A 24068-nucleotide genomic window follows, 5' to 3' on the forward strand; every position below is an offset into this window, starting at 1 on the left:
TTTTATGTGAAATCTATAATTTTCCAGTAAATAAAACATAATGGATTTTTTGACAAGGAATTTTTAAATGGAAAAATTCTTACGTAAATAATGAATTTGTTTAGAAATGAGTAATTTTTTTGCTAAAAATCCTCTCTTTATTATAATTTTAAAATTAGATGGAATAAAAAAACTGCACAAATTTTTATGATTTTGGGCAGTTTTAAAAAAAATATTTGAAGGAATAAAGTAGTTTTATAAAATTTGAGAAAAGAGTTATTTCTGATTATACTTAAAAGCATTATCCCATAATTCATCAATTTTAATTATGGCTTTTTCCAAAGGGACAACTTCCCATTTTCCATTGGTTTCGATGCCAAGACCGATGCTTTTTAATTTCAGTAAAGCATCTTTTACATCAAAATCAAGTTCTGTGGTTAATTTCGTCTTAAACCAGGATTCAATTTGTGAATCAAGTTCTGAAGCCGTTAAAGAAGTTTCGCTTCTATGTAAAAATGTATATGCCAGAATGGTTTCTTTCAGCACTTCTTCCTCAGAAGAATTTAGCAGCGAATAAAAGGCACCACTATTGTTTCCGAGATTTTTAAAGTAAAGACTGTCGGAAAGCATTTTGCCATATTTTATTTTTTTATTGACAAAGTTGCTGTACTGGCGAAATAGGTAAGCACATAATATTCCAAGTGCAATTAATCCCTGATTCAGGGAAGCTTTACTGTTTAACAAATCAATTGCTTCACCCGTTTGATACGCACCATACATGCCAATCAAAGCCGGAATTACCTTAGTACTTAATAAAGAAATTCCACCGCCTATTCCTGGCACCCAAAACAATAATTTGTCTGTAGTGGACATTCTCGGAACTGCATTTGGAAATATCGTTTCAAGATCTTTTTTTGGAACGCGCTTAAAGATTTTTAAGCCGATAGATCCCGGATCAATGGGTAATTTTCCTAATTTGACTTTTTTCTCCTTAAGATAATCAGCTTCGTTATAATTGAGATAAATCATAACGCGGTCATAGTATTCTACGTCTATTTCTTTCTTCCAGAAAATAAATTTAGTTACCGTTTCTTTCGCTTTATGATGCCCGCGAACATACAATTCGTAGTCTTTAAAAGCATTAAAATCTATCGAAAGCTTTAAACCGATTAAATCTGATTCCTTAAACGCTTTATCCAACGTTTCCTGATCAATACGGGTATAATTCCCATGTTTTAAAACAGTAAGAAGTGTTTCCTTAAAAACCGAAAATTCGCTTTTGCCTATAAAACTCTCACGTTCTTTAGGACTTAAATCAGGATCGAATAAAGCATAGTTTTTTTTCAGGCTACGGTTGAGGTTAAAAGCTTCATAATGAAAATAATGTTCGACAATATCGAATAGCTTTTTAAAATCATCAACCTTTTTTTGATCCTCAGAAAAAGCGGCTATTTGTTGTTCGAGTAAGAATTCCTTGTGAAAGGGAATATAATGTTCTCGTGTCATATGGGGACTTTATTTGGTAGCGTTTAAATTTTTAGACGCAGAGCTGCAAAGGTACAAAATGTAATTTCTTCTTCGCAGGTAATGACAGTATTACGCAAAAAAGCGCAAAGTCAGAAGACATTTGCGCTGTGTTTTCAAAATAAAAATCCGCAATTACAAATCTGCATTATCTGTACTGTCTGTGTCTGGTTTTTCTACGATTTTCGGCAGCAGTTCTCTGTTAATTATTCTGAAACGCCCCGGATACTTCCCCCATATGTTTTTTTTGTTGCCGTAATAATCCATATATTCTTCACTAACAAAAACGGCATGTGCAGATGACCATGCAACAACACCACAATTTTCACTTCCGGACAGTCGCTTTAACGGTTCTATTTGTTTGCCTTTTTCGAAACCTAAATATTTGTAAATTGTTGGCGTATATACTTCCCCATCTTCCAAATCTTCTAATGCTTTTTCAAAAGTAGCTTCCTTATCAATAATTTGTTTGTATTTTGCCATCACAGCGTATGTCAGAATTGCGTAGTCTTTTATTTTTTTGCTTTCATCATTAGTTTTGATATATACAAAACCGGCAGAAAATTTAGCTTTATCCAGTTCCTCATTTTTAAGTTTAAATGATGCATGGTTTTTTAATGTTATGATATATAAACTGTCGGCTGTTTTTTCTGCTGTAAAAAGATTGTCTAATCCGTAAATATTTAAAGCAGCCTTAATAAAAGCAATCGATGAGCAGTTAGTACGTTCTCCTTGTTTAAAGCTTTCGAATATTTGATCTGAACTCAATTGTGCATAAGAAGTTGAACAAACAAACATTAAAAATAAAAATATTGAAGCAATAGATTTCATTGTCTTTAGATTTTATAATTGTTTCCCAAGTGATTTTGGTAGATAGATTTTACAAATCTATAAAAATCAACCAATATTTGGTGTTTTTACACCTTAACTTTTTTTAAAAATTGTAAATGCTACTCAATTAAAGCCTTTTAAGGCGTAACTATTTATAAGAATATAAAAAAGCGCAAAGTGAAGGACTTTACGCAGTTATTAAGACAGACTTTTATAAGTATTATTTTTTATTCAGCTTTTACAAATTTACTTTCAATTCCGTCATGGTTGTTGTCTGAAATACTCATGTGGTTCGTTTCATAAACTTTAATTATCCCAGTGGTTACAACGTTTTGGGAGGATTCGCCTTCAGTTTTAGTGCATTGTATGAATTTTTCCATTTCTCCGGAATAAATAGATTTTTTCAGCATTAAGTCATATTTGCCGTTTTCAACTGTATTTCCGTTTTGAGTTATGGAGTAGGTATAGTTTTTCATTAAATTTAATTGCAAAGTATTTCCGGTCGAAGCAGGCGTTTTGTGAATATTGGCTGCAATTCCGCCATCAGTGCTTATCCAGTTCCATTTTCCGGTTAAATCAGAATTCGTGATTTCGTTTTGGCCATCAGCAGTACAGGAAATAAAGCCAATTGCCAGAATGAAGAGTATAACTATTTTTTTCATGACTATGTTTTTCTTTAATAGATGATGGAATGTGGAATTGGTTGCGTTATGTTTAGGTTATGGGTTGATTTTTTGATGTACCCTCTAAATTTTCTGGTGGGCTACATTAATTTTAATGTTTGATTCAGTCATAAACTAATTATTTTTTTAGAACAAATTGTCATAAAAAAAGCATACAGTCAGAGATGTTTATGCAACGGTTTACTAAATACTTCGTAGAGAAATCTTTATTTAATATATGCCTCTAATTTTAAAGTTTCATTGAAAACGGTTTTTAAGATTATATCTCTTTTTGCTTCATAATCGACAGAATCTTTGAAAGTTCTTCTTATGTAAATCCGAACCATGATAACATTCATATTCATTATTGAAAATTCTTTGTTTACATTTTCCCATTTTTCTTCAAATTCATATTTTTTATTCTTTTTTATGGCAATTATAACGCTTTTTTTATCAGATTCCTTGAATGTATTGTTTTGATATAAGTCGGAAGCTGCATATATTGAATTAGTAGCAATTAGTGTATTTAACTTTGCATCAATTTCATTTTTTAGTTGTTTTATTTCTTCAATATTACTTTCAGTAAGATACTCATCTGAAAGCACTATTTTTACCTGATAAACACGTTTGAAAAGTTTTCTATTTAATAATTCATCTAATACTTCTTTCTCTATATCATTTTTTATAACATCCTTTCTTATACTATAATTTAAAAAAACTTCATCACTATTTTTAATATAAAAATCTTTCAAAGTTTCTAAATCTTTGCTTTTATCTAAAAGTTTAAAGTTATTTTGTTTACTAGATCTACTTGAATAGGCTAACATTGTATTCGCAGCTCTATTTGTCTTATGAAAATAAACTTGATTATATAAATGTGATCTAGATTGAATAAATCGTAACATAGAATCTAATCCACTTTCTTTATATGTTAAATATACATTCTTACCATCAGCGGTTGCCATAAATGATGAAAAAATCCGATTGATATCATAAATTCCATAAGTAACACCTGAAAAATAACTATCTCTCAGAAGATAATCCATTCTGTCAGCATCGATAGGAAATGCTGAAATAATACGAGAAAAGAATAGTGTATAATTATTATTATTAGAATCTTTAAAATCTTGTAATTGAATAAAATTAGGTTCAATTAACTTTACGATTCTTTCAGCAGAAATATTAGAAATTATATATTGTACTGTTTGTGAAAATTTATTTGGATTGAAAATGTTCTCTTTCTTTAATTCATCAATCAAAAGGAAAATAAAAGCGCAAGATATGACTTCATGTTCGACTTTATCCTTATTACTTTTTATTAGTTCGTCAAAACCATCATAATATTTTTTCAATACTGATGAATCTTTTACAATTAGTAAAAATAAATCCTTGCTTATTGCGAATTCATCAAAAAGATGGGATAATGGACCATGACCAATATCATGTAAAAGTGCAGCTAGTCTTAATTCTTGATAATAGATAGATTCTAGGTGATCAAGTAAATTAAGATTAAAAAAACTTGATTCTCCTTTGATAAAATATTTTTCTTTTTTCTTTTGCCCCGTTGCATAATTTTCTTTGCAGGAGTCAAAAATTTTCCCTGCTAAATGCATGACACCAATTGAATGCTCAAAACGAGTATGATTAGCTGATGGAAATACGTAATACAGAAATGTATTTTGTTTTACTTTTCTTAATCTAGTAAAAATGGGTTGAGAAATAATCCATTTTTCAATTTCAGATAATTTAATGTCTCCATGTAATGGATCAAGGAGACTTCCATAATAATTATCTCTGTAGTTGTTTTTCATAAAATTTTATTTTAAATATTGTAATTTGTTAAAAAACAAATTCAGGTATGAGACAGTCAAATAGTTATCATTGTTTATTATAATTCTTTTTTAATTTCATCTAGAGTTTTATCAATTAAAAAAGGCATGTCACCTTTTAAAAGATCGGTATAACTTACTTTTTGAGCATTATAAGTGTCAATCGCTATACAATAATCTTCAGAAATTTGATAAGTGTTAGAATAGTTTTTAATTAGAAATCTATATAACATTTCACAAAACATACCTAGTTCAGATTTTTTAAATCCATTAAGTTGTGGAATTAACCATAATGCTCCTAATTTATTTTTACCATTCATATCATAAGAAAATAATAAACTTGGATTAACAAATAATGGAAAATTATCTATAGTTAATATTTTATAATTTTTGGGTACTTTTTGGTATTTTAAATCATCAGAAGGTTTTAAATCATTGAATCCAAAATCTTTAAAACTAGTCAATATGTCTATGTTTCTTTGGTACATTGATTGTATTCGTTTGTCTTCTGTATTATCAAATCTTGATCGAAGTTCATCTATTTTTGAATCATAAAGATCATCATTTCCATTTTTGAAAACATTATAAATGCAACTTGTACTTGTAATCCAATAATCACCTCCACCAGCTTCATCTTTTACATCAGTCTCTATTTTATTTTTTTCTTCTCTATTTTTTAGTTTATAGGCGAAGCTTTTTTTAGTTCGATCAGACCTTCTTCTGAAATTAACTAATTCCTTAATCGTTATTTTTTTCATTTGGTAAGTTATTTCGATGAAGCCTATTATAGATTGTTGATTATTTGATAGAAATATGTTTGAATTTTAATGAAAATAAATATCAGCCTTTAATAATCAATACTTTACGGAAAGTCATAATTCGGTGAAATTTATTTTCAACAAGTGTAGCAATAAATAAAAACGAAACAATGCGTATTTATACGTGTTTTTATTAAATCAACAAATAAAACCATCATGAGTTAAGTATTAGTATTTTCCCAGTAATTCCTATTGTTTAGTTAAGAGTAATAAAAACATTCGCAAAAAAAGCGCAAAAGTCAGAGACTTTTTGGAACTTTTATGAGAACTCTTTGCGGAACGCAGGAGAACTAAATTTCTGATTACGGATAGTGTTGAATATTTAGTTTTTAATGATAAAATATAATCCCGATAGTTTCTATGTAAATTTAGAAGTTATCGGGACTGGTTTATTTTAGGAAAATTGTATAAAGGTTAAATGGGATTTGTTCAATCTGTTAATATCCCCTTTTGCTAACCACCATTAGAAAATTAACTAAACGAGTGTACTGAAAAGAAAATAGACTAATGCTGTTGCAATTAGTATTTCAAGGATTTTGAATAGTTGCATTTAAATAAATAGACTAAACTACTTGGAGACCCAAACTTCAATTGGTACTTTGGGTTCAATTTTTTGATATCTCAATTATTATTTGCAACTAAAATAATCGCCTTTGTTTATCTTGCTTTTACAGAATTTTCCTGAGCTTGTAATATATGCATCACCTCTGACTTTGCTTCTGAATGCATCAAGCATTGAAGAAGCTTCGCCTTTTGAAATATAATCTTTTGAAATATTAAAGAAAAGCTTCCCTACATTAACGATAATTGCATCAGTTATTCCTGCTTTTTTGAGTTTATTATTCTCAAATTGAGCTTGTGACAGGTTGGCGTCAGCAGTAAAGACAATAACATAATTTTCTGTAGTAGAAGAACTGCTGCTGATTAAACTCACATTAAGTGCATTTTTCTTTTCCTGTATCATTAGAAGTTCTGTCTTTAATGCAGGGGTTAGGGTTTTTGCAGAGGCCAATATTTCACTTTGTCGTTTTTTAAGGGCTAGCAAGGTATCATACTCTGGCTTTATGATTGCTTTATAGGCTTCCCATCGCTCCCTTAGCTTTTCGGATGGAGTAACAGCCGCAAAGTATTCAGTAAGTTTCCACCTTTTTTCGATACTATCTGCTTCCATAATATTAGTGGCATATTTTTCATAAATAGCAATTTCCTTTATACTTGTTTCCCTATCGGTAAAGCTCGAATCTAATAATTTTCCAAAAAATACTATGGCAACGGCTACCATATACCATTTACCGAATTCCAATAACTTATCTATAGATTCTTTAGAAATGGCTTTTCCTAAAAGATAAAGTATCATTATGGTTATTGTAACTACTATTGGTAAAGCAACATATATTGAAGCCAAAATATTTACCCATTCTACTGTTGTTTTCATGATTTTTTTTAAATATTAAATAATTTTAGTGGCTTAATTTATTGTAATGTCACTTGTCTTTGTTTGAATAATCCCCATTTTAATCCAAATAAAGTTATCAGGTTTCCAGTTGCAGGATTATCAAAGTTTTTACCATAGCCTCCTGATAAAAATAGGGAATCATTTACTTTATATTCAATTATCCCAACTAATTTGTGGTCTTTTATATCTCCACTTCTGTTTAAATATTCTCCAGATATTGCCAAAGTCTTGAATTGAAATTCCAATTTTGATCCAACATCATAATAATTACTTTCCTTATATGTATTTGTTGTAATGTCAAAGAGGGTTTTATCATTAAGTACTCTGCCCAATCCATTAATATTTAAAAAATTATCGCTCGAATTATCCAATGGAAGAGCTAGTTGGCAGCTTATCCAAACACCGGATCTACCTAATCTGCCTGAACTACTTTCATTATCTTTGAAGGATGTACTTACAGCTGCAGCTGCATCCAGACTAAAAATAGGGTTGTTGTAATTATTTTGAATTTTATCTAATATTTTTGCTTTATCATCCTTATTAGTAACACCGTTAGTATTAATTACATTATCAAATTCATCGTAAAGCTTTGTTTTTGCTTCAGAGGGAGCAATACCGGTACTTATTTCTTTTGCGAACCTTGTCATTTTATCTCCAGAAGCAATTTCATTAATGTATTTTTCTCTTGCATCAACATAATTTTTGTAGGCAAGATTGTTATCTTTTATCCTTTTTAAATTCTTTAAATTTATAATGTTACTTCTTATTCCAAGCGATAAAGTTGTCAAAGTATCGGTTGGTGCATAAGCGGCAGAAATAGCTATACGTTTTAAATTTGAAAAACAATTTTTAGTGAGATTATTAGCAGCGTCATAATAGACTCCGTAATATTCTTTCATATTAAAAGTCTTTTTTTCTTTATTAAGCCAATATGGAGTAATTTCAACCGTATTGTCTTTAATATTAACTAAATTGGCATTTATTTCATTATTGGACGATGTGGTTTCAGTTGAAGAAAATGATTTGTCCAATAAAACCAAAGCTGGAGATCCAGGTATTCTTAAACTCTTTAGGTTAAATTTTTCTTTTTCTATCTGTGAATAACTCACACAAGTACATAGTAATATTACCATTATGGAGTAAATATTTTTCATAGTTTTTATTTTTTTAGTTCAATTTGTTTAAACATAAAAAGCTGTAATTTATCTCCTGAAATTGAAACACTATCATAGAGACTGTATCTTTTAGTGCCATCCTGACCTCCTGAAATGGTATAAGTCGTTACGCATTCTTTCAGTATTTTTTCCAATTCTTCTCGATCCCCCGCTGTGTTATTAATCGCAAAATCTGTTTGAAAAAAAAGATGAAAAAGTTTTTCTCCATTTTTATTTACATTTAAATTATTTACAGATATATCTACTTTGCCAGGATTAATAAATTCTAAACTGGTATACGAACTATCATATAAATTGACAGTTGTTAAAAGTGGAGTGAGACTATTTGGTAAATTAGCCGGAAATCTAAATTCAAATTCGATTTGGATTACATTATTATTTCCAATATTGTACTCAGCATAATTTAAATACTGATTTCTTGAAGTTTTGACGTAAATCATAATTCTTAAAATTTTAAATTTTGCCTACTCTATATTTCTCTTTTCGGCTTCCGAGGTTTTTATTCGCTTTAAATAGACTTAAATTATTTGCCCGTGGCATTAACTTTATTTTAACATATTTAACAAGATTACCACTATTTTAAAAAAAAACAATGCGTATTTATACGGGTTTTTATTACAAAAAGTCCTAACTAATTAAAGTTAGGATTTTTGTATGTTTTTAGACTAAGAAATTCTACTTAAAAACTATCCAATAAAAATCTCGTATTTCTTGCACAGTAACAATTTTTGATAGATTAGAATTACGCTACATATTATCTAATTCTCAAATTATCTCATTTTCTAATCACCAAATTCCCTAAATTTGCCCTCTTATGAAAAAAGCTTTCCAACTCTTCGACTTTTCGCAAAAAGTAAATTATAAAAACGAAATTTTAGCCGGTTTAACTGTTGCCATGACGATGATTCCTGAATCTTTGTCTTTTGCAATTCTGGCTGGATTTCCTCCTTTGGTTGGTTTATATGCCGCTTTTATTGCAGGTTTGGTTACAGCAATATTTGGCGGCAGACCGGGAATGATTTCCGGTGGAGCAGGAGCTACCGTGATTGTTTTGATTGCTTTGATGAAATCACACGGAATAGAATATGTGTTTGCAGCCGTAGCGCTTGGCGGAATTGTGCAAATCTGTATCGGTCTTTTTAAACTCGGAAAATTTATCAGACTCGTGCCACAGCCTGTAATGTTTGGTTTTGTAAATGGTCTTGCGGTTGTTATTTTTATGTCGCAATTAGAACAATTTAAAACGGTTGTCAATGGTCAGGTTTCGTGGCTGCAAGGAACACCTTTGTATATTATGCTGGGTTTGGTTGCATTGACGATTAGTATTGTTTTGCTTTTCCCTAAAATCACAAAAGCAGTTCCGGCGTCTTTGGTTGCGATAATGGTGGTTTTTGTAATCGTGCTTTTGTTTAATATCGAAACCAAAACAGTTCAGGATATTGCTTCTGTACAAGGCGGTTTTCCTCCGTTTCATATTCCGAATATTCGTTTTTCTTTTGAAACTTTCAAAGTAATATTTCCATATTCAGTAATTGTTGCAGCGGTTGGTTTAACCGAAGGCTTGCTGACATTAAATCTGGTGGACGAAATTACCGGAACACGCGGAAACAGCAATCGTGAATGTATCGCGCAGGGAAGTTCGAATATCTTAAACGGTTTCTTCTTCGGAATGGGAGGCTGCCCGATGATTGCCCAGACACTGGTAAATCTCGGCGCTGGTTCAAGAGCCAGACTTTCGGGAATCATTGCTGCCCTGACTATTTTAGTAATCATACTTTTTGGAGCTCCTGTAATCGGAAAATTACCAATGGCAGCACTAGTCGGAGTTATGATGATGGTCGCGATTACTACATTTGAGTGGGCGAGTTTCAAAGTCATAAACAAAATGCCAAAACATGATATTTTTGTTGGAATTTTGGTCGCCGTAATTACTATTTTATTGCATAATCTGGCCTTGGCGGTTTTGATTGGAGTAATTATTTCGGCATTGGTTTTTGCATGGGAGAGTGCCAAAAGAATCCGCGCCAGACATTTTATTGATGAAGAAGGAGTAAAGCATTATCAAATTTACGGCCCTTTATTTTTTGGTTCTGTGGCCATTTTTATGGAAAAGTTTGATATACAGAATGATCCCGATCATGTGATAATCGATTTTAAGGAAAGCCGTGTAGCCGATATGTCGGCCATTGAAGCCCTTAATAATTTGACGAAAAAGTACAGTCAGTTAAACAAAACAATCGAACTGAAACATCTGAGTCCCGATTGCAGAATATTGCTCAAAAATGCTGATGCCGTAATTAATGTAAATGTGATTGAAGATCCTAAATATAAAGTGGTTTCGGAGTAACTGCTAAACGAATTTATACAGGAATCATTGTCAGGCTGAGTGGAGTCGAAGCCCTTTCCATGTAAAAAGCCTTCGACTCCACTCAGGATGACACCTATTTTGAATTACATCCAATAATGGGTTAATCTAAGGAATAAATTGAGGACTAAAGAACAGGGATTTTCCTAACTTCTGAAATTAATTGCCCTTCTTCCGAAAATCCTTCTATTAGTACCTGAATTTCTTTTTGATTGTTTTTAGGGAATTTTACCTGAAAGTCTGAATGGTCTTTTAAATCTATGTCTGGTGACCAGTTCAGCGTACCGAAATAATTAAACTCCTCCTGGTTTTCTAATACAGGGGTTGTATACTTTATGTTTTGTGCAAAACCTTTGGTTACGATTAATGAAGTAAATTTTACTTTGAAATAATCATTTTTTACTCCTTTTTTCATGAAGATTTTAATAGTACCGCTTCCCATGGCCGTAACATCTGAGTTGCCGGTCTGATCGATATAAATTTCATCTATCTGATCTAAAGTAAGATTGAATAACTGATTAAAATCGAACAGTAAAAAATTATCTATATATATTGATGGTGAACCTGCAGAGTCACCCAGGTAAGAACTTCTGCCGTTTCGTACATACACGCTATTGTCACTTGGGTTGATGCCTGTTTTATATCCGTTCGACGTTAAGAAATTTAAAACAGTTCCGTAGTCACCATCTTTGATTTTATAAGCCCTCGCACTGGAACTCATATCGTTCTTATGAGTAAAAATTTCTTTTTTGAAATTGTTTGTTATGGCTACCCCCTTCAATTCAACAGCTTTCTCTTCCGGTTTTAGTGTATTAAAAGTGAAAACATTGTCAGGGTTTTTCAATGTGGGGCAAATCGTTTTTTCAAACGCAGGACCAAGAATAAACCGGGGTTCGGTTCTGGAAACCCGGGCTTCTATTTTAGTGAATATGGTGACATTTTTTTCATTTACCATTTGTATCGCCAGAACAGTAGAATCCTGGGCAAAAAGATGTTCGAATTTAAAATCATTATTCCGGTCTATAGTTGTTTCTTCAAATAAATTACCTTTTAATGAAATAAGGGAAATTTTATTTTTCGAATTCGGTTTCAGTTCTTTTTCTATTTTACCGCTTACCGTAACTCCTTTTTCAAATTGATAATTAATTTTTGGCGGATCAGATTTAATGTTTTCCCACAGAAACTTGCCTTTGTTCTGGTTGAGCATTAAAAGTTCTATATCCTGTTTTCGGGTTTTGTTGTCAGGATTAAAATAAGCATAAGTATCAGTTTCGGGTTTGTCTAAATAGGCATTCAGATAAAAAGTGCCCAAAATTGATTTTTTTTGATTTACACAAGCATTCTTTTCAGGAAGTATACTGATGCTTAAATTGGCTTTGCTGATTTCCGTCTTCCCTGATAATACAATGCTGTCGTTAGGCATTGCCTTTGCTTCTAATGTTGTCAAAGGAATATTACTGTCAATATATACTAATCTTTCGGTAACTTCATTTAGGTTTTCATCAATTACCCGAATAACATTAACTCCATTTGATAAATATTTTTTATCAAAAAAGAAGGGTTGTTCCGTTTTCTTATTGTCGAAAGTGATTTCCTGCTGCATAGAGTTTCCATCTTGCTGAATAAGCAGGGTAAACTTTTTGTTTTGGTATAATTCAAGCCCTTTTTCATTCGTTTTAAGGACAACGAGCAAATTGTTTTTGGCTAAATTATTATTATAACTCAAAATAATTCCTGTTTCCTGAACTTTGCCAAGCGGCTGGGAAATTTTTAATTTGTCAGAGTTTATTTTTAGGGTATATTTTTCGTTTAAATCTGCCTTTAAATAAAAAACACCATTTCCCATTTTGTTAGTGTGAAAGTTTGCGACTTCATTTGATTTGGAGTCCAGTATAACACCATCTGTTATTTCTATTCCTTTTCCGTTGCAATCTTTAATTTTAATTCCAACAGTATTAATGATATCATTTAATATGGCGCCACTTTCCGGAAATAAACTTATTTCTGCTGTTTTCCAGTCAGGCTCATTAGTTTCAAAATGATAAGGTTCATTTTTATTAATGATTTCAATTGTTTGATTAAAAGAATCATCTTCCTTAAAGTTATTCATCCAATTGGTATAAAAATGAAAATAATATTTGCCGGGCTTAAATTTTTCATTCAGATGAATTCCGCCTGCAAAAGTGCCGTGCTCTGCAAAAAGTAATTGTTTTTGAATGATTTGCTGTTGTTGATCATAAACTACTAATTCAACATTTGTAGTGTTTATGTTTGGTGCATTATTGTTTTTGCTGAAGAGATATCCCTTGAAAAAGACATTTTCATTGTTTACATAAATATTTTTGTTGAATTGTACATGGATATTTTCTCTGTCATAATGAAAATAAGTATTGATGTAATTCTTTATTTGATCCTGATTGCTAACGGCTTGAGAAAAAGATTGTAAACAAAAGAGTAAACTGAAAAATCTGATGATTAGTTTCATACAAAAGAAATGTTTAAGCCAGTAATGATGTTAAGTAAATCAGCCTATAAATTTAAATGCAATAACAATTTGCCACAGTTAAAGCATTCATAATTCTTTTGTTTAAAAACAATCAAAATCCAAAGTAATTTGTTAAAAATGATTATAATGATAAATAATTATTTCTGTTTCAAATTTTGAAAGCTAATATTAAGAACACAAAAAAATCCGTTTACTTTTTGGTAAACGGATTTTAATATATTGGTTTTAAACGGGAATATTACATCATTCCCGGCATACCGCCGCCCATTGGCATTCCTCCGGCACTTTCTTCTTTGATATCAATTAAGGCACACTCTGTAGTTAAGATCATTCCGGCAACAGAAGCTGCATTTTCTAATGCTACACGAGTTACTTTTTTAGGATCGATAATTCCTGCTTTTAGCATATCTACATACTCATCAGTTTTGGCATTATATCCATAATCACCAGAACCTTCAGCAACTTTAGCTACCACTACAGAACCTTCAAGACCTGCATTTTCAACGATAGTTCTCAATGGAGATTCAATCGCACGGGAAACAATCTGAATTCCGGTAGCTTCGTCAGCGTTGTCTGCTTTAATGCCTGTTAAAGCAGCTTTTGCTCTTAATAAAGCAACACCACCACCAGCAACGATTCCTTCCTCAACAGCTGCACGGGTTGCGTGTAATGCATCGTCTACTCTGTCTTTTTTCTCTTTCATTTCAACTTCAGAAGCTGCACCAACATAAAGAACAGCAACACCTCCGGCTAATTTAGCCAAGCGCTCCTGTAGTTTTTCTTTATCATAATCAGAAGTCGTAGTTTCCATCTGACCTTTAATTTGGTTTACTCTGTTTTTGATAATATCAGCTTCACCGGCACCGCTAACAATTGTAGTGTTGTCTTTATCGATAGAAACTCTTTTTGCAGTTCCTAACATTTCGATGGTAGTGTTTTCTAAAGTATATCCTCTTTCTTCAGAAATTACAGTTCCACCGGTTAGGATTGCGATATCTTCTAACATTGCTTTTCTTCTGTCTCCAAAACCAGGAGCTTTTACAGCAGCAATTTTAAGAGCACCTCTTAATTTGTTTACTACTAATGTAGATAAAGCTTCTCCGTCAACATCTTCAGCGATAATCAATAATGGTTTTCCTGATTGTGCAACTGGCTCTAATACCGGTAATAATTCTTTTAAAGAAGAAACTTTTTTGTCGTATAATAAGATGTAAGGAGAGTCTAATTCAACTTCCATTTTCTCCGGGTTTGTTACGAAGTAAGGAGAAAGATATCCTCTGTCAAACTGCATACCTTCAACAACATCAACGAAAGTGTCAGTTCCTTTGGCTTCTTCAACAGTAATTACACCTTCTTTACCTACTTTGGCGAAAGCAGTAGCGATTAATTCACCAATCACTTCGTCATTATTTGCAGAGATAGAAGCAATTTGTTTGATTTTATCAGAATCACTTCCAACTACTTTAGCTTGTTTTGCCAAGTCAGCAACGATAGCTTCAACAGCTTTATCGATACCACGTTTCAAATCCATTGGATTTGCTCCTGCAGCAACGTTTTTTAAACCTTCTTTTACGATGGCTTGAGCCAAAACAGTAGCAGTTGTAGTTCCGTCACCGGCCAAATCATTGGTTTTAGAAGCTACTTCTTTAACCATTTGCGCTCCCATATTTTCTAATGGATCTTTTAATTCGATTTCTTTTGCAACCGAAACTCCATCTTTAGTAACTGTTGGTCCACCAAAAGATTTTCCGATAATTACGTTACGACCTTTAGGTCCAAGAGTTACTTTTACAGCATTTGCTAATGCATCAACACCACGTTTTAATCCGTCACGTGCTTCAATATCAAATTTTATATCTTTTGCCATTTCTTTAAATTTTGTTTAATGTTTTATTTGTTTCAAGTTACTGTGTACTTAATTCTAATACTCAGAGCTTAATACTTATTTTTTTTTAGATTATTGCTAAGATATCATCCTCACGCATAATCAAATAATCAGTTCCTTCAAGTTTTAATTCTGTTCCTGCATATTTACCATAAAGAACAGTATCGCCAACTTTTACGGTCATAGTGTGATCTTTAGATCCGTTTCCTACTGCAACAACAGTTCCTTTTTGTGGTTTCTCTTTGGCAGTATCCGGAATAAAAATCCCTGACGCAGTTTTAGTCTCAGCAGCAACAGGCTCAATAAGTACGCGGTCTGAAAGCGGTTTAATGTTTAAAGTCATGATTTTATATTATTATTAGTTATACTTTTTTTAATGTTCAATGAACTTTCAGAAATTATGCCATGCTTATAAAACTGACATTATTTCCTAAAAAAAATGCCAGCTTTGACAGGCTGGCATTTCAATTTTATATCAAAATTATTATTTTGCTGCAGGGGTTGCCGGAGCAGGTGCTTGTTGTACCGGAGCAACTGGTGTGTTAGCAGGAGCTTCAGTTTTTTCAATAATTTTAGAGTCGGTATCACTTAATGATCCTGTGAAGCTTAAGCTTGAAAGCAAAATTAAAGCAATCAGAATAGTAGCTAATGTCCAGGTACTTTTGTCTAAAAAGTCAGTTGTTTTTTGTACTCCGCCTAACATTTGAGTTCCGCTGATAGTAGAAGACAATCCTCCTCCTTTAGGGTTTTGAACCATAATTACTACGATCAATAGAAAACAAACTATTGTGATTAAAACTAAAAAAATTGAAAATGTGCTCATTGCTTAATTATTATTGTTATTTTGTTGTAAAATCTTTATATCCGAAATACGGTCTGCAAAGAAACTAATTTTTTCTGGATATTTCAAAATTAATATTTCATATGCTTGTATTGCTTTTGTATATTTTTTTTGTTCTAAATATACTTTGGCCAATGTCTCTGTCATTAAATAAGAATTATCACCTTTATTAATGTCTAATTGAATGGAAGCAACAGGTGAACCGGATTTAACAGGTGAAATTTTAGGATTGTTTTCTATAAACTTATCAATTATCTCTGCTTTTTTCTTTTTTTCTTCTTCTATTATTTCTACAACAGGGTCAGGAATACTTTTAATTTGTTTTGTTTCTTCTGCAGGGATTTCGTTCGTTCTGTCAATAGGTTGTGTTCTGGATAATTGGAGCCATTCCTGAAAAGAATGTTTTTCATTGATTAAAAAATCTGAAGGTTTGTTGATTTCGAGGTCTTCTTCAACTTTCTTAACTTCTTCAACTTTAGCAATTTTTACCGGTTCTTCAATTATTTCCGGCTCTTCTATGACTTTTTCAGGTTGTTCAAAAACAACTGCTGTAGCTTCTTTTATGGAGGTTAAAATCGACTGTTCGATTGGATCAATCCGTACATCGGGTGTTTCTTTAATTTCTTCGCATGAAATAATTTCACTGTCAAAAACGGTAATATTAAGGAGTTCACGAAGTTTTTTATCGTAATATTCTTTTTGAATGGGAGTAAAAGTGTCAGAAGTTATAAAGTCAAACAAAACTGCACGATCAGTAGTATGGGCCGCTGTAACTTTTAATGCATAATTATACTTAAAACTTTTTTGATTGTAAAGTCCTTTTAATCGCAATGCTCTCGCACTTTGAAAATACGGAAATTCATTCAAAACAGTACCTAAGGCATCTGCATGCTTTTCCTTAATAGCATCAGGTTTATTAATTAGGTAAATATAATCATCTACATTCATTATATTATTTTCTTTAATCGATGGTTTTTGCTAGTTAATCATTTTGTGCAACTATTTAATAGTAAAATGAAAAACTACCATTTTGCCAATGACTCGTTAAAAATGTCCTGGGTTATTCTTTCGAATATAACTTTAATTGCTTCGTTTAAAACAGTTCCTACAAGTTGTGATTGTGCAGGGTAATCATAATAAAATTCGAATGGTTTTTCAAAGTCATCCGTTTCTTTATTTTTATTTGCAAAACGAACATTTACACGAATTGTTAAACGGTTCTGCGAAGCTTGCTGATCTGCTGTAGCCGTCATAGGCGTAATTCGGTATTCTGTAATTTCACCTTCATAAACTAAGTCGCCTCCAGTACTTACTAAATTTAAGTTAGTTTGATTTTGAATTAAATCCTGCAAAGCTAATGTGAAATCTCTATCGATACCCGGCTCAATTAAATCGGCATTATTCTGAAAAAAGTTCACCTGGAATGTTTTTCCATCAATTGGTGCCGCACCTGTAAAGTTATAAACAGAACAACTGTTGAAAGTTGCAGCTATTAGGAGAATAAATATATATTTTAAGTTTTTCATTTTTTATTTTAAGAATTGCTTCATCAGTTGGCTAACGCTCGGTCAAAGATATTCATTTTGGATTAATTCATTTTACTTCACAATATCTTTGTGGAAAACTACAAATCAAATTGTTTGATTTTTCGATATAAAGTTCTTTCAGAAATTCCTAATTCATCAGCGGCAGCTTTCCTTTTTCCTTTATTTTTTTCTAGTGATTTTTTAATCATTTCGATTTCTTTTTGTTCCAGGCGCAAAATTTCTTCCTCCTCAATCGTTTCGGCGTCCAGATAATTATTGTCATCTTGTATATGATAATTATCTTCACGCGTTGCCGGCGTCATGACTGCTGTTCTTGGCTGTTCTTCAAAATCTATTTCGCTGTCATTTTCCTGAGAGCCATATATTTTCTGAATTAAATTCGGATTAATATCCTGCACTTTTGATGAACCGTTTTTCATTAATTCTAAAGTGAGTTTTTTCAAATCATTCAAATCACTTTTCATGTCAAAAAGCACTTTATAAAGAATGTCTCTTTCGGTACTGAAATCACTGTCTTTTTTCTTGTCGTTAATTACAGAAGGCAAATTGGTTCCTTCCATAGGTAAATACGATTTTAAAGTTGCTAGTGTAATATCACGATTGGTTTCTAAAACCGAAATCTGCTCAGCCACATTTCGCAGCTGACGAATATTTCCGTTCCATCTGAATTTTTGCAAAAGCTGTACTGCGTCATCGTCTAGTCTTAATGGAGGCATTTTATATTTATGCGCAAAATCGGCAACAAATTTTCTGAACAACAAATGAATATCTTCATTTCTTTCGCGCAATGGCGGTAAAGTAATTTCGACAGTAGTCAGACGATAGTACAAATCCTCACGGAATTTTCCTTTTTCGATCGCATTGAATAAATTCACGTTGGTCGCAGCAACGATTCTCACATTTGTTTTCTGAACCTGAGACGAACCTACTTTTATAAATTCTCCATTTTCAAGCACACGAAGTAGTCTTACCTGAGTTGTTAGAGGTAATTCACCAACTTCATCCAGAAAGATTGTTCCGCCGTCAGCCACTTCAAAATACCCTTCACGCGTGCTTGTTGCCCCCGTAAAGGCTCCTTTTTCGTGACCAAAAAGTTCGCTGTCAATTGTTCCCTCCGGAATAGCTCCGCAGTTTACGGCAATATATTTACCATGTTTTCTGTGTGAAAGCGAATGTATAATTCTCGGAATATTTTCTTTACCAACACCACTTTCCCCGGTTACCATTACTGAAATATCAGTAGGAGCAACCTGAATGGCTTTTTCAATGGCGCGATTTAATTTTTGGTCATTCCCTATGATTTCAAATCGTTGTTTTATTGCTTGAACTGTTTCCATGTATTTATTTTATCTGTTGCCACGAATTCACGAATTATCTCTAATTTTTTTGAAATTGGGTTAATGAACAACTCTTTTATGTTGCAGAGATTTATTGTTAAAATTGACTATAATCCCTAAACCACTATCTGCTAGTTTTAAATAATTTATTGTTTGAGCGGTGTGTTGATCAATGATATCTTTTGATGCTTTTATTTCTAAAATGATTTCATCATAAACTACAAAATCAGCATAGAACTTATGTGCCAAAACAATATCTTTGTATTGAATATTGTATTCTTTTTCTCGTTCAAATGGAATATTATGTTTATTAAATTCATATTCTAAAGCATCTTTATAAACAATTTCAAGAAGTCCTCCTCCAAGTATTCTATGAACTTCCATACAAATACCTATAATTTTGAAATATTCTTCTCTCCTGTATAATTCCATATTTTGCTTTTAAATCCCCTGAATTATAAAATTAGTTTAATTCTTACAATAATAAAGAAAAAAAATTAGAGATAATTCGTGAAATTCGTGGCAAAAACTTTAATTCATATCTGAATATCCAACCGCTTTTCCTTTTAATGTTCCCGAAGTACAGCTTTCGATTTTTACGTTAACAAAATCACCAATTTTATAATTTTCTTTTGGGAAAACTACCGTAATACTTTGAGAGTTTCTTCCCGAGAATTCTTCTTTAGATTTTTTAGAAACTTTTTCAACCAAAACTTCTACAATTTGTCCCACGAATTCTTCAGAACGGAACCAGGCGTGTTTTTGTTGTAAATCAACAATTTCCTGTAATCTTCTGGCTTTGGTTTCTTCCGGAACATCATCTTTCATTTTTCTTCCGGCCAAAGTTCCGGGACGCTCAGAGTATGAATACATATAGCCGAAATTATACTTTACATATTCCATTAAACTCATTGTATCCTGGTGATCTTGCTCAGTTTCTGTTGGAAAACCGGCGATCATATCCTGAGAAATCGAAGCATTCGGAATAATTTTTCTGATTTTATCAATCAAGGTCATGTATTCTTCACGTGTGTGCAGACGATTCATTTCTTTTAAAATTCTGTTACTTCCTGATTGTACCGGTAAGTGAATGTGCTTACAGATATTAGGATGTTTTGCGATAACATGCAAAACACTTTCGTGCATATCCTGCGGATTAGAAGTCGAAAATCTGATTCGCATTTTTGGGAAACCAACTGCAACCATTTCAAGCAATTGATCAAAATCTACCGCAGTTGCTTTTTGCATTTCAGAAGCGCTTACAAAATCTTTTTTCAAACCACCTCCGTACCAAAGGTAGCTGTCAACGTTCTGACCCAAAAGTGTAATTTCCTTAAAACCTTTGTCCCACAAGTCCTGAATTTCCTTCATGATACTTTGAGGTTCACGGCTGCGCTCACGTCCGCGTGTAAAAGGCACAACGCAAAATGTACACATATTATCGCAGCCACGCGTGATCGAAACCAAAGCAGTAATTCCGTTGCTCATTAAGCGAACCGGCGAAATATCTCCGTAGGTTTCCTCTTTCGATAAAATTACATTAATTGCGTCGCGGCCTTCTTCAACTTCAGCCAATAGATTAGGTAAGTCTTTATAAGCATCAGGTCCAACAACAAGATCGACTATTTTTTCTTCCTCCAAAAACTGACTTTTCAAACGCTCGGCCATACAGCCCAAAACGCCTACTTTCATTTTTGGATTAATACGTTTTACGGCATTATATTTTTCCAGACGTTTACGGATAGTTTGTTCGGCCTTGTCCCGAATAGAGCAGGTATTAACCAAGACCAAATCAGCCTCTTCTAAAACCGAAGTAGTGTTGTATCCGCCTTTGGACAAAATCGAAGCTACAATTTCACTGTCCGAAAAATTCATTGCACAACCGTAACTTTCTATAAAAAGTTTTTTACTATTCTCAGGTTTATTTTCTAAAACAAGACTCTCGCCCTGTTTGCTTTCTTCAATAATCTTTTCCATTGCGTAATTTCAAAGTGCAAAGATAACGCAAAAGGTATAAATGTGACAAGATGTCAGATAAAGAATTAACAATGTTTTCAGAATTGTGGATAGAATAGTAATTCTGGATTTTAGTATTCAAATAGTATAATATTATTCGAAAAACTTCTTTTTAGAAGCATCATTCCAACCTGTCTGATTTGAATATTCAACATAAAATATTTTAACATCAGCCTGATTTGCATATTGTGTAAAGAATATTTTTTTGTCAGCCTGATTTCCGTATTCAGTAAAAAACCATTTTCCGTCATTATTTCCTGCCTGATTACTATATTCGACCTTGTACACTTTTAAGTCCGCATTGTTGGCGTACTCTACTACAAAAGCTTTTACATCTGCTTGATTTTCATATTCAACAACGTATACTTTTTGAGCTTTAACAGAAATATTAAAAAGAAGAATAATGATAAAAGAAAGCTTGTTGATGTGAATCTTTAAAATTGGGAATATATTATTGCTCATAGATATTTTTTAAATTTCTGTAAAAACAAAGCAGATTGTTTATAAATCAAATATAGAGATTTTCCCGTAAATTGATGAATTACTCTTAAATGTGCTTAAATTTTTTCTTGATTAAAATATTTAGGATAAAGTGGAAGTGTAGTTTTATAGTATTATATATTCTATTGAGGGCTTAAATATTATACCTATATATATAATAGATATGATTACCGATAAATGTGCAATTTTTGGAAACATAATATCAAAATACCTTAAAAATAAATTATCAGGGTTGATATTTAAAAAAAACTTCTACTTTTGTTGCAGAAAAATAGAGCAATGGTAAAGAATTTAGTAATAGTGGAATCACCTGCAAAGGCGAAAACGATAGAGAAATTTCTAGGAAGCGATTTTCAGGTAGAGTCAAGTTATGGTCACATAGCCGACTTGCCATCAAAGGAAATAGGAGTAGATGTAGAAAATGGATTCAAACCTAAATACGAAGTTTCTTCAGACAAAAAAGCCTTAGTAAGTAAATTGAAAACACTGGCTAAAAATGCCGAAATGGTTTGGTTAGCGAGTGATGAGGACCGCGAAGGGGAAGCTATTTCATGGCATCTTGCGGAAGAATTAAAATTAGATACTAAAAAAACCAAACGAATTGTTTTTCACGAAATTACCAAGTCAGCGATTCTTAAGGCAATCGATAATCCAAGGGAGATTGATTATAATTTAGTAAATGCCCAACAAGCGCGTCGTGTTTTAGACCGTTTGGTAGGTTATGAATTATCTCCGGTTTTATGGAGAAAAATTAAAGGCGGACTATCTGCAGGACGTGTACAATCGGTTTCTGTTCGTCTGATTGTAGAAAGAGAACGCGAAATTCAGAATTTTAATGCAGTTGCAAGTTATTCAGTTGTAGCAGAATTTGTGAATGAAGCCGGAAAAGCTTTTAAAGCTAAATTGCCAAAAAATTTCAATACAAAAAAAGAAGCCGAAGATTTTCTAAAACAAAATATCGGTTCTGTATATAAGGTAGCAGATTTAGAAACCAAACCTACCAAAAAATCTCCAACAGCACCTTTTACAACTTCTACGCTTCAACAGGAAGCAGCCAGAAAATTGTATTTGCCGGTTGGAATTACAATGCAGTTAGCTCAGCGTTTATACGAAGCGGGACTTATTACTTATATGAGAACCGATAGTGTAAATCTTTCCAAAGAAGCTAGGGATGCTGCTGAGGCTGAAATTATAAAATCATACGGGAAAGAATTTTCTAAACCCCGAACGTTTGCCACAAAAAGTAAAGGAGCACAGGAAGCGCACGAAGCAATTCGTCCGACAGATATGTCACGCCATACTGTAAACATTGATCGTGATCAGGCGCGTTTGTATGATTTAATTTGGAAAAGAACTTTGGCATCTCAAATGAGTGATGCACAGTTAGAGAGAACAAACGTAAAAATTGAAGCTAATAATCATAGTGAAATCTTTACTGCTTCTGGAGAAGTTTTACTTTTTGAAGGTTTTCTGAAAGTATATCTAGAAGGTCACGATGATGACGAAGAGGAGCAGGAAGGAATGCTTCCGGCATTAAAAGTAAATGAAAAATTAGCCAATAATTATATCACGGCAACAGAAAGATACTCAAGACCGCCTGCACGCTATACAGAAGCTTCTTTGGTGAAAAAACTGGAAGAATTAGGAATTGGCCGTCCGTCTACGTATGCACCAACTATTTCGACTATCATCAACAGAAATTATGTTGAGAAAGGAACTCTTGAAGGTCAGGAACGTAATTATACACAACTTACTTTGCAAAATAGTAAAGTTGGAGAAAAGCTGTTAAAAGAAAATACAGGTTCAGATAAAGGAAAATTAGTTCCAACAGATATCGGAACTATTGTCACTGATTTCCTTGTTAAGAATTTCGGAAATATCCTGGATTATAATTTTACTGCAAAAGTAGAGCAGGATTTTGATGAAATTGCTGAAGGAAATATTGATTGGGCAACCATGATGCAGGAATTCTACGATAAGTTCCATCCAAATGTTAAAGAGGTTGAAGCTAATGCTGAACGCGAAAGCGGAGAAAGAATTTTAGGAAAAGATGCTGATGGAAGGCAGGTTTCTGTTCGTTTAGGGAAATTTGGCCCAATGGCTCAAATTGGAGAAGCAGATGATGAAGATAAAAAATTCGCCAGTTTAATGGCTGATCAGAATATCGGAAACATTACATTAGAAGATGCACTGAACTTGTTTTTACTGCCTAAAAGTTTAGGCGATTATAAGGGAGAAGAAGTGGAAGTAAGTAATGGTCGTTATGGTCCTTATGTACGTCACGGAAGTGTTTTTATTTCTTTACCAAGAGGAGAAGATCCATTGGGTGTTTCTAAAGAAAGAGCTCAGGAGTTAATTGACGAAAAAGCGCTGGCAGATGCGCCGATTGCAGTTTACAAAGGGGAATCAGTTCAGAAAGGTACAGGGCGTTTTGGTCCTTTCATTAAATGGAATGGTCTTTTTGTGAATGTGAGTAAAAAATACGATTTTGATAATTTATCACAAGCTGATGTTGAAGAGCTGATTGAAGATAAATTACAGAAAAATATAGATAAAGTTCTCCATAATTGGGAGGATGAAGGGATTTTGGTTGAAAAAGCACGTTGGGGACGCTCAGTGATTACAAAAGGTAAAATCAAAATTGAATTAAGTAAAGATGTTGATGCTGCAAAGTTAACATTAGCTGAGGTTCAGGAGATGATTGCCAAAAAAACACCGACGAAAAAGACACCGGCAAAGAAAGCAACAACCGCTAAGAAAGCTCCGGCTAAAAAAACAGCTGCTAAAAAGAAATAA

20 protein-coding genes are annotated in these 24068 nt (G+C 32.7%); 2 read left to right on the forward strand and 18 right to left on the reverse strand.

What is annotated here, in order from left to right; all coding sequences use genetic code 11:
* Positions 1–255: 255 nt before the first annotated feature.
* The 8 genes from ACEN92_RS18765 to ACEN92_RS18800 form a co-directional block, all read right to left on the reverse strand.
* A complete protein-coding gene (locus ACEN92_RS18765; protein WP_495639853.1) occupies positions 256–1485 on the reverse strand; it encodes a TMEM143 family protein in 1230 nt (409 codons plus the stop codon).
* 153 nt (positions 1486–1638) lie between these two features.
* Complete coding sequence (locus tag ACEN92_RS18770) at positions 1639–2334, reverse strand: hypothetical protein (protein ID WP_495639854.1); 696 nt, start codon at positions 2332–2334, stop codon at positions 1639–1641.
* 227 nt (positions 2335–2561) lie between these two features.
* Positions 2562–2996 (reverse strand): hypothetical protein, encoded by a 435-nt coding sequence (locus ACEN92_RS18775; RefSeq protein ID WP_495639855.1) that lies wholly within the window; start codon positions 2994–2996, stop codon positions 2562–2564.
* Positions 2997–3223: 227 nt separating this feature from the next.
* Positions 3224–4807, reverse strand: coding sequence for an HD domain-containing protein (locus ACEN92_RS18780; RefSeq protein ID WP_495639856.1), 1584 nt, complete (start codon positions 4805–4807; stop codon positions 3224–3226).
* Between the two features lie 77 nt (positions 4808–4884).
* Positions 4885–5583 carry a hypothetical protein gene (locus ACEN92_RS18785; RefSeq protein WP_495639857.1) on the reverse strand — a complete coding sequence of 233 codons (699 nt, stop codon included), beginning with the start codon at positions 5581–5583 and terminating at the stop codon, positions 4885–4887.
* A gap of 688 nt (positions 5584–6271) precedes the next feature.
* Complete coding sequence (locus tag ACEN92_RS18790; protein WP_495639858.1) at positions 6272–7078, reverse strand: hypothetical protein; 807 nt, start codon at positions 7076–7078, stop codon at positions 6272–6274.
* Positions 7079–7116: 38 nt separating this feature from the next.
* Complete coding sequence (locus ACEN92_RS18795; RefSeq protein ID WP_495639859.1) at positions 7117–8253, reverse strand: hypothetical protein; 1137 nt, start codon at positions 8251–8253, stop codon at positions 7117–7119.
* Between the two features lie 5 nt (positions 8254–8258).
* Entirely contained in the window at positions 8259–8714 is a 456-nt protein-coding gene (locus ACEN92_RS18800; RefSeq protein WP_495639860.1) for a hypothetical protein, read from the reverse strand.
* 374 nt (positions 8715–9088) lie between these two features.
* Between ACEN92_RS18800 and ACEN92_RS18805 the strand changes: the two genes are divergently transcribed.
* Entirely contained in the window at positions 9089–10621 is a 1533-nt protein-coding gene (locus ACEN92_RS18805) for a SulP family inorganic anion transporter (protein ID WP_495639861.1), read from the forward strand.
* Positions 10622–10766: 145 nt separating this feature from the next.
* Here the strand turns inward: ACEN92_RS18805 and ACEN92_RS18810 are convergent, their stop codons facing one another.
* The 10 genes from ACEN92_RS18810 to ACEN92_RS18855 form a co-directional block, all read right to left on the reverse strand.
* Positions 10767–13124, reverse strand: a complete 2358-nt coding sequence (locus ACEN92_RS18810) for a hypothetical protein (protein WP_495639862.1) — start codon at positions 13122–13124, stop codon at positions 10767–10769.
* Between the two features lie 259 nt (positions 13125–13383).
* Entirely contained in the window at positions 13384–15012 is a 1629-nt protein-coding gene (gene groL, locus ACEN92_RS18815; RefSeq protein ID WP_495639863.1) for a chaperonin GroEL, read from the reverse strand.
* A gap of 85 nt (positions 15013–15097) precedes the next feature.
* Entirely contained in the window at positions 15098–15373 is a 276-nt protein-coding gene (locus tag ACEN92_RS18820) for a co-chaperone GroES (protein WP_007806577.1), read from the reverse strand.
* Positions 15374–15514: 141 nt separating this feature from the next.
* Positions 15515–15853: a preprotein translocase subunit SecG gene (secG, locus tag ACEN92_RS18825; RefSeq protein ID WP_495639864.1), complete on the reverse strand. Its 339-nt coding sequence runs from the start codon at positions 15851–15853 to the stop codon at positions 15515–15517.
* A gap of 3 nt (positions 15854–15856) precedes the next feature.
* Positions 15857–16819 carry a tetratricopeptide repeat protein gene (locus tag ACEN92_RS18830; protein ID WP_495639865.1) on the reverse strand — a complete coding sequence of 321 codons (963 nt, stop codon included), beginning with the start codon at positions 16817–16819 and terminating at the stop codon, positions 15857–15859.
* Between the two features lie 74 nt (positions 16820–16893).
* Positions 16894–17397, reverse strand: a complete 504-nt coding sequence (locus ACEN92_RS18835; protein ID WP_495639866.1) for an LptE family protein — start codon at positions 17395–17397, stop codon at positions 16894–16896.
* Positions 17398–17495: 98 nt separating this feature from the next.
* Positions 17496–18755, reverse strand: coding sequence for a sigma-54 interaction domain-containing protein (locus ACEN92_RS18840; protein ID WP_495639867.1), 1260 nt, complete (start codon positions 18753–18755; stop codon positions 17496–17498).
* A 60-nt stretch (positions 18756–18815) separates the two neighbouring features.
* Entirely contained in the window at positions 18816–19187 is a 372-nt protein-coding gene (locus ACEN92_RS18845; protein WP_495639868.1) for a GxxExxY protein, read from the reverse strand.
* 99 nt (positions 19188–19286) lie between these two features.
* Positions 19287–20732 carry a tRNA (N6-isopentenyl adenosine(37)-C2)-methylthiotransferase MiaB gene (gene miaB, locus ACEN92_RS18850; RefSeq protein ID WP_495639869.1) on the reverse strand — a complete coding sequence of 482 codons (1446 nt, stop codon included), beginning with the start codon at positions 20730–20732 and terminating at the stop codon, positions 19287–19289.
* Between the two features lie 132 nt (positions 20733–20864).
* The gene (locus tag ACEN92_RS18855) at positions 20865–21233 is read right to left on the reverse strand and encodes a 7(1) septoil knot domain-containing protein (protein ID WP_495639870.1); all 369 of its coding nucleotides are present in this window, start codon (positions 21231–21233) and stop codon (positions 20865–20867) included.
* A gap of 318 nt (positions 21234–21551) precedes the next feature.
* Here ACEN92_RS18855 and topA point away from each other — a divergent pair, with 318 nt between their 5' ends.
* Positions 21552–24068, forward strand: a complete 2517-nt coding sequence (gene topA, locus ACEN92_RS18860; RefSeq protein ID WP_495639871.1) for a type I DNA topoisomerase — start codon at positions 21552–21554, stop codon at positions 24066–24068.

Source organism: Flavobacterium sp. Flavsp81, from assembly GCF_059491325.1.

What these genes read in the sequence shown, in the direction of transcription:
- ACEN92_RS18765 (WP_495639853.1), bottom strand. Translation starts at nt 1,485, where the DNA reads ATGACACGAGAACATTATATTCCCTTTCACAAGGAATTCTTACTCGAA.
- ACEN92_RS18770 (WP_495639854.1), bottom strand. Translation starts at nt 2,334, where the DNA reads ATGAAATCTATTGCTTCAATATTTTTATTTTTAATGTTTGTTTGTTCA.
- ACEN92_RS18775 (WP_495639855.1), bottom strand. Translation starts at nt 2,996, where the DNA reads ATGAAAAAAATAGTTATACTCTTCATTCTGGCAATTGGCTTTATTTCC.
- ACEN92_RS18780 (WP_495639856.1), bottom strand. Translation starts at nt 4,807, where the DNA reads ATGAAAAACAACTACAGAGATAATTATTATGGAAGTCTCCTTGATCCA.
- ACEN92_RS18785 (WP_495639857.1), bottom strand. Translation starts at nt 5,583, where the DNA reads ATGAAAAAAATAACGATTAAGGAATTAGTTAATTTCAGAAGAAGGTCT.
- ACEN92_RS18790 (WP_495639858.1), bottom strand. Translation starts at nt 7,078, where the DNA reads ATGAAAACAACAGTAGAATGGGTAAATATTTTGGCTTCAATATATGTT.
- ACEN92_RS18795 (WP_495639859.1), bottom strand. Translation starts at nt 8,253, where the DNA reads ATGAAAAATATTTACTCCATAATGGTAATATTACTATGTACTTGTGTG.
- ACEN92_RS18800 (WP_495639860.1), bottom strand. Translation starts at nt 8,714, where the DNA reads ATGATTTACGTCAAAACTTCAAGAAATCAGTATTTAAATTATGCTGAG.
- ACEN92_RS18805 (WP_495639861.1), top strand. Translation starts at nt 9,089, where the DNA reads ATGAAAAAAGCTTTCCAACTCTTCGACTTTTCGCAAAAAGTAAATTAT.
- ACEN92_RS18810 (WP_495639862.1), bottom strand. Translation starts at nt 13,124, where the DNA reads ATGAAACTAATCATCAGATTTTTCAGTTTACTCTTTTGTTTACAATCT.
- groL (WP_495639863.1), bottom strand. Translation starts at nt 15,012, where the DNA reads ATGGCAAAAGATATAAAATTTGATATTGAAGCACGTGACGGATTAAAA.
- ACEN92_RS18820 (WP_007806577.1), bottom strand. Translation starts at nt 15,373, where the DNA reads ATGACTTTAAACATTAAACCGCTTTCAGACCGCGTACTTATTGAGCCT.
- secG (WP_495639864.1), bottom strand. Translation starts at nt 15,853, where the DNA reads ATGAGCACATTTTCAATTTTTTTAGTTTTAATCACAATAGTTTGTTTT.
- ACEN92_RS18830 (WP_495639865.1), bottom strand. Translation starts at nt 16,819, where the DNA reads ATGAATGTAGATGATTATATTTACCTAATTAATAAACCTGATGCTATT.
- ACEN92_RS18835 (WP_495639866.1), bottom strand. Translation starts at nt 17,397, where the DNA reads ATGAAAAACTTAAAATATATATTTATTCTCCTAATAGCTGCAACTTTC.
- ACEN92_RS18840 (WP_495639867.1), bottom strand. Translation starts at nt 18,755, where the DNA reads ATGGAAACAGTTCAAGCAATAAAACAACGATTTGAAATCATAGGGAAT.
- ACEN92_RS18845 (WP_495639868.1), bottom strand. Translation starts at nt 19,187, where the DNA reads ATGGAATTATACAGGAGAGAAGAATATTTCAAAATTATAGGTATTTGT.
- miaB (WP_495639869.1), bottom strand. Translation starts at nt 20,732, where the DNA reads ATGGAAAAGATTATTGAAGAAAGCAAACAGGGCGAGAGTCTTGTTTTA.
- ACEN92_RS18855 (WP_495639870.1), bottom strand. Translation starts at nt 21,233, where the DNA reads ATGAGCAATAATATATTCCCAATTTTAAAGATTCACATCAACAAGCTT.
- topA (WP_495639871.1), top strand. Translation starts at nt 21,552, where the DNA reads ATGGTAAAGAATTTAGTAATAGTGGAATCACCTGCAAAGGCGAAAACG.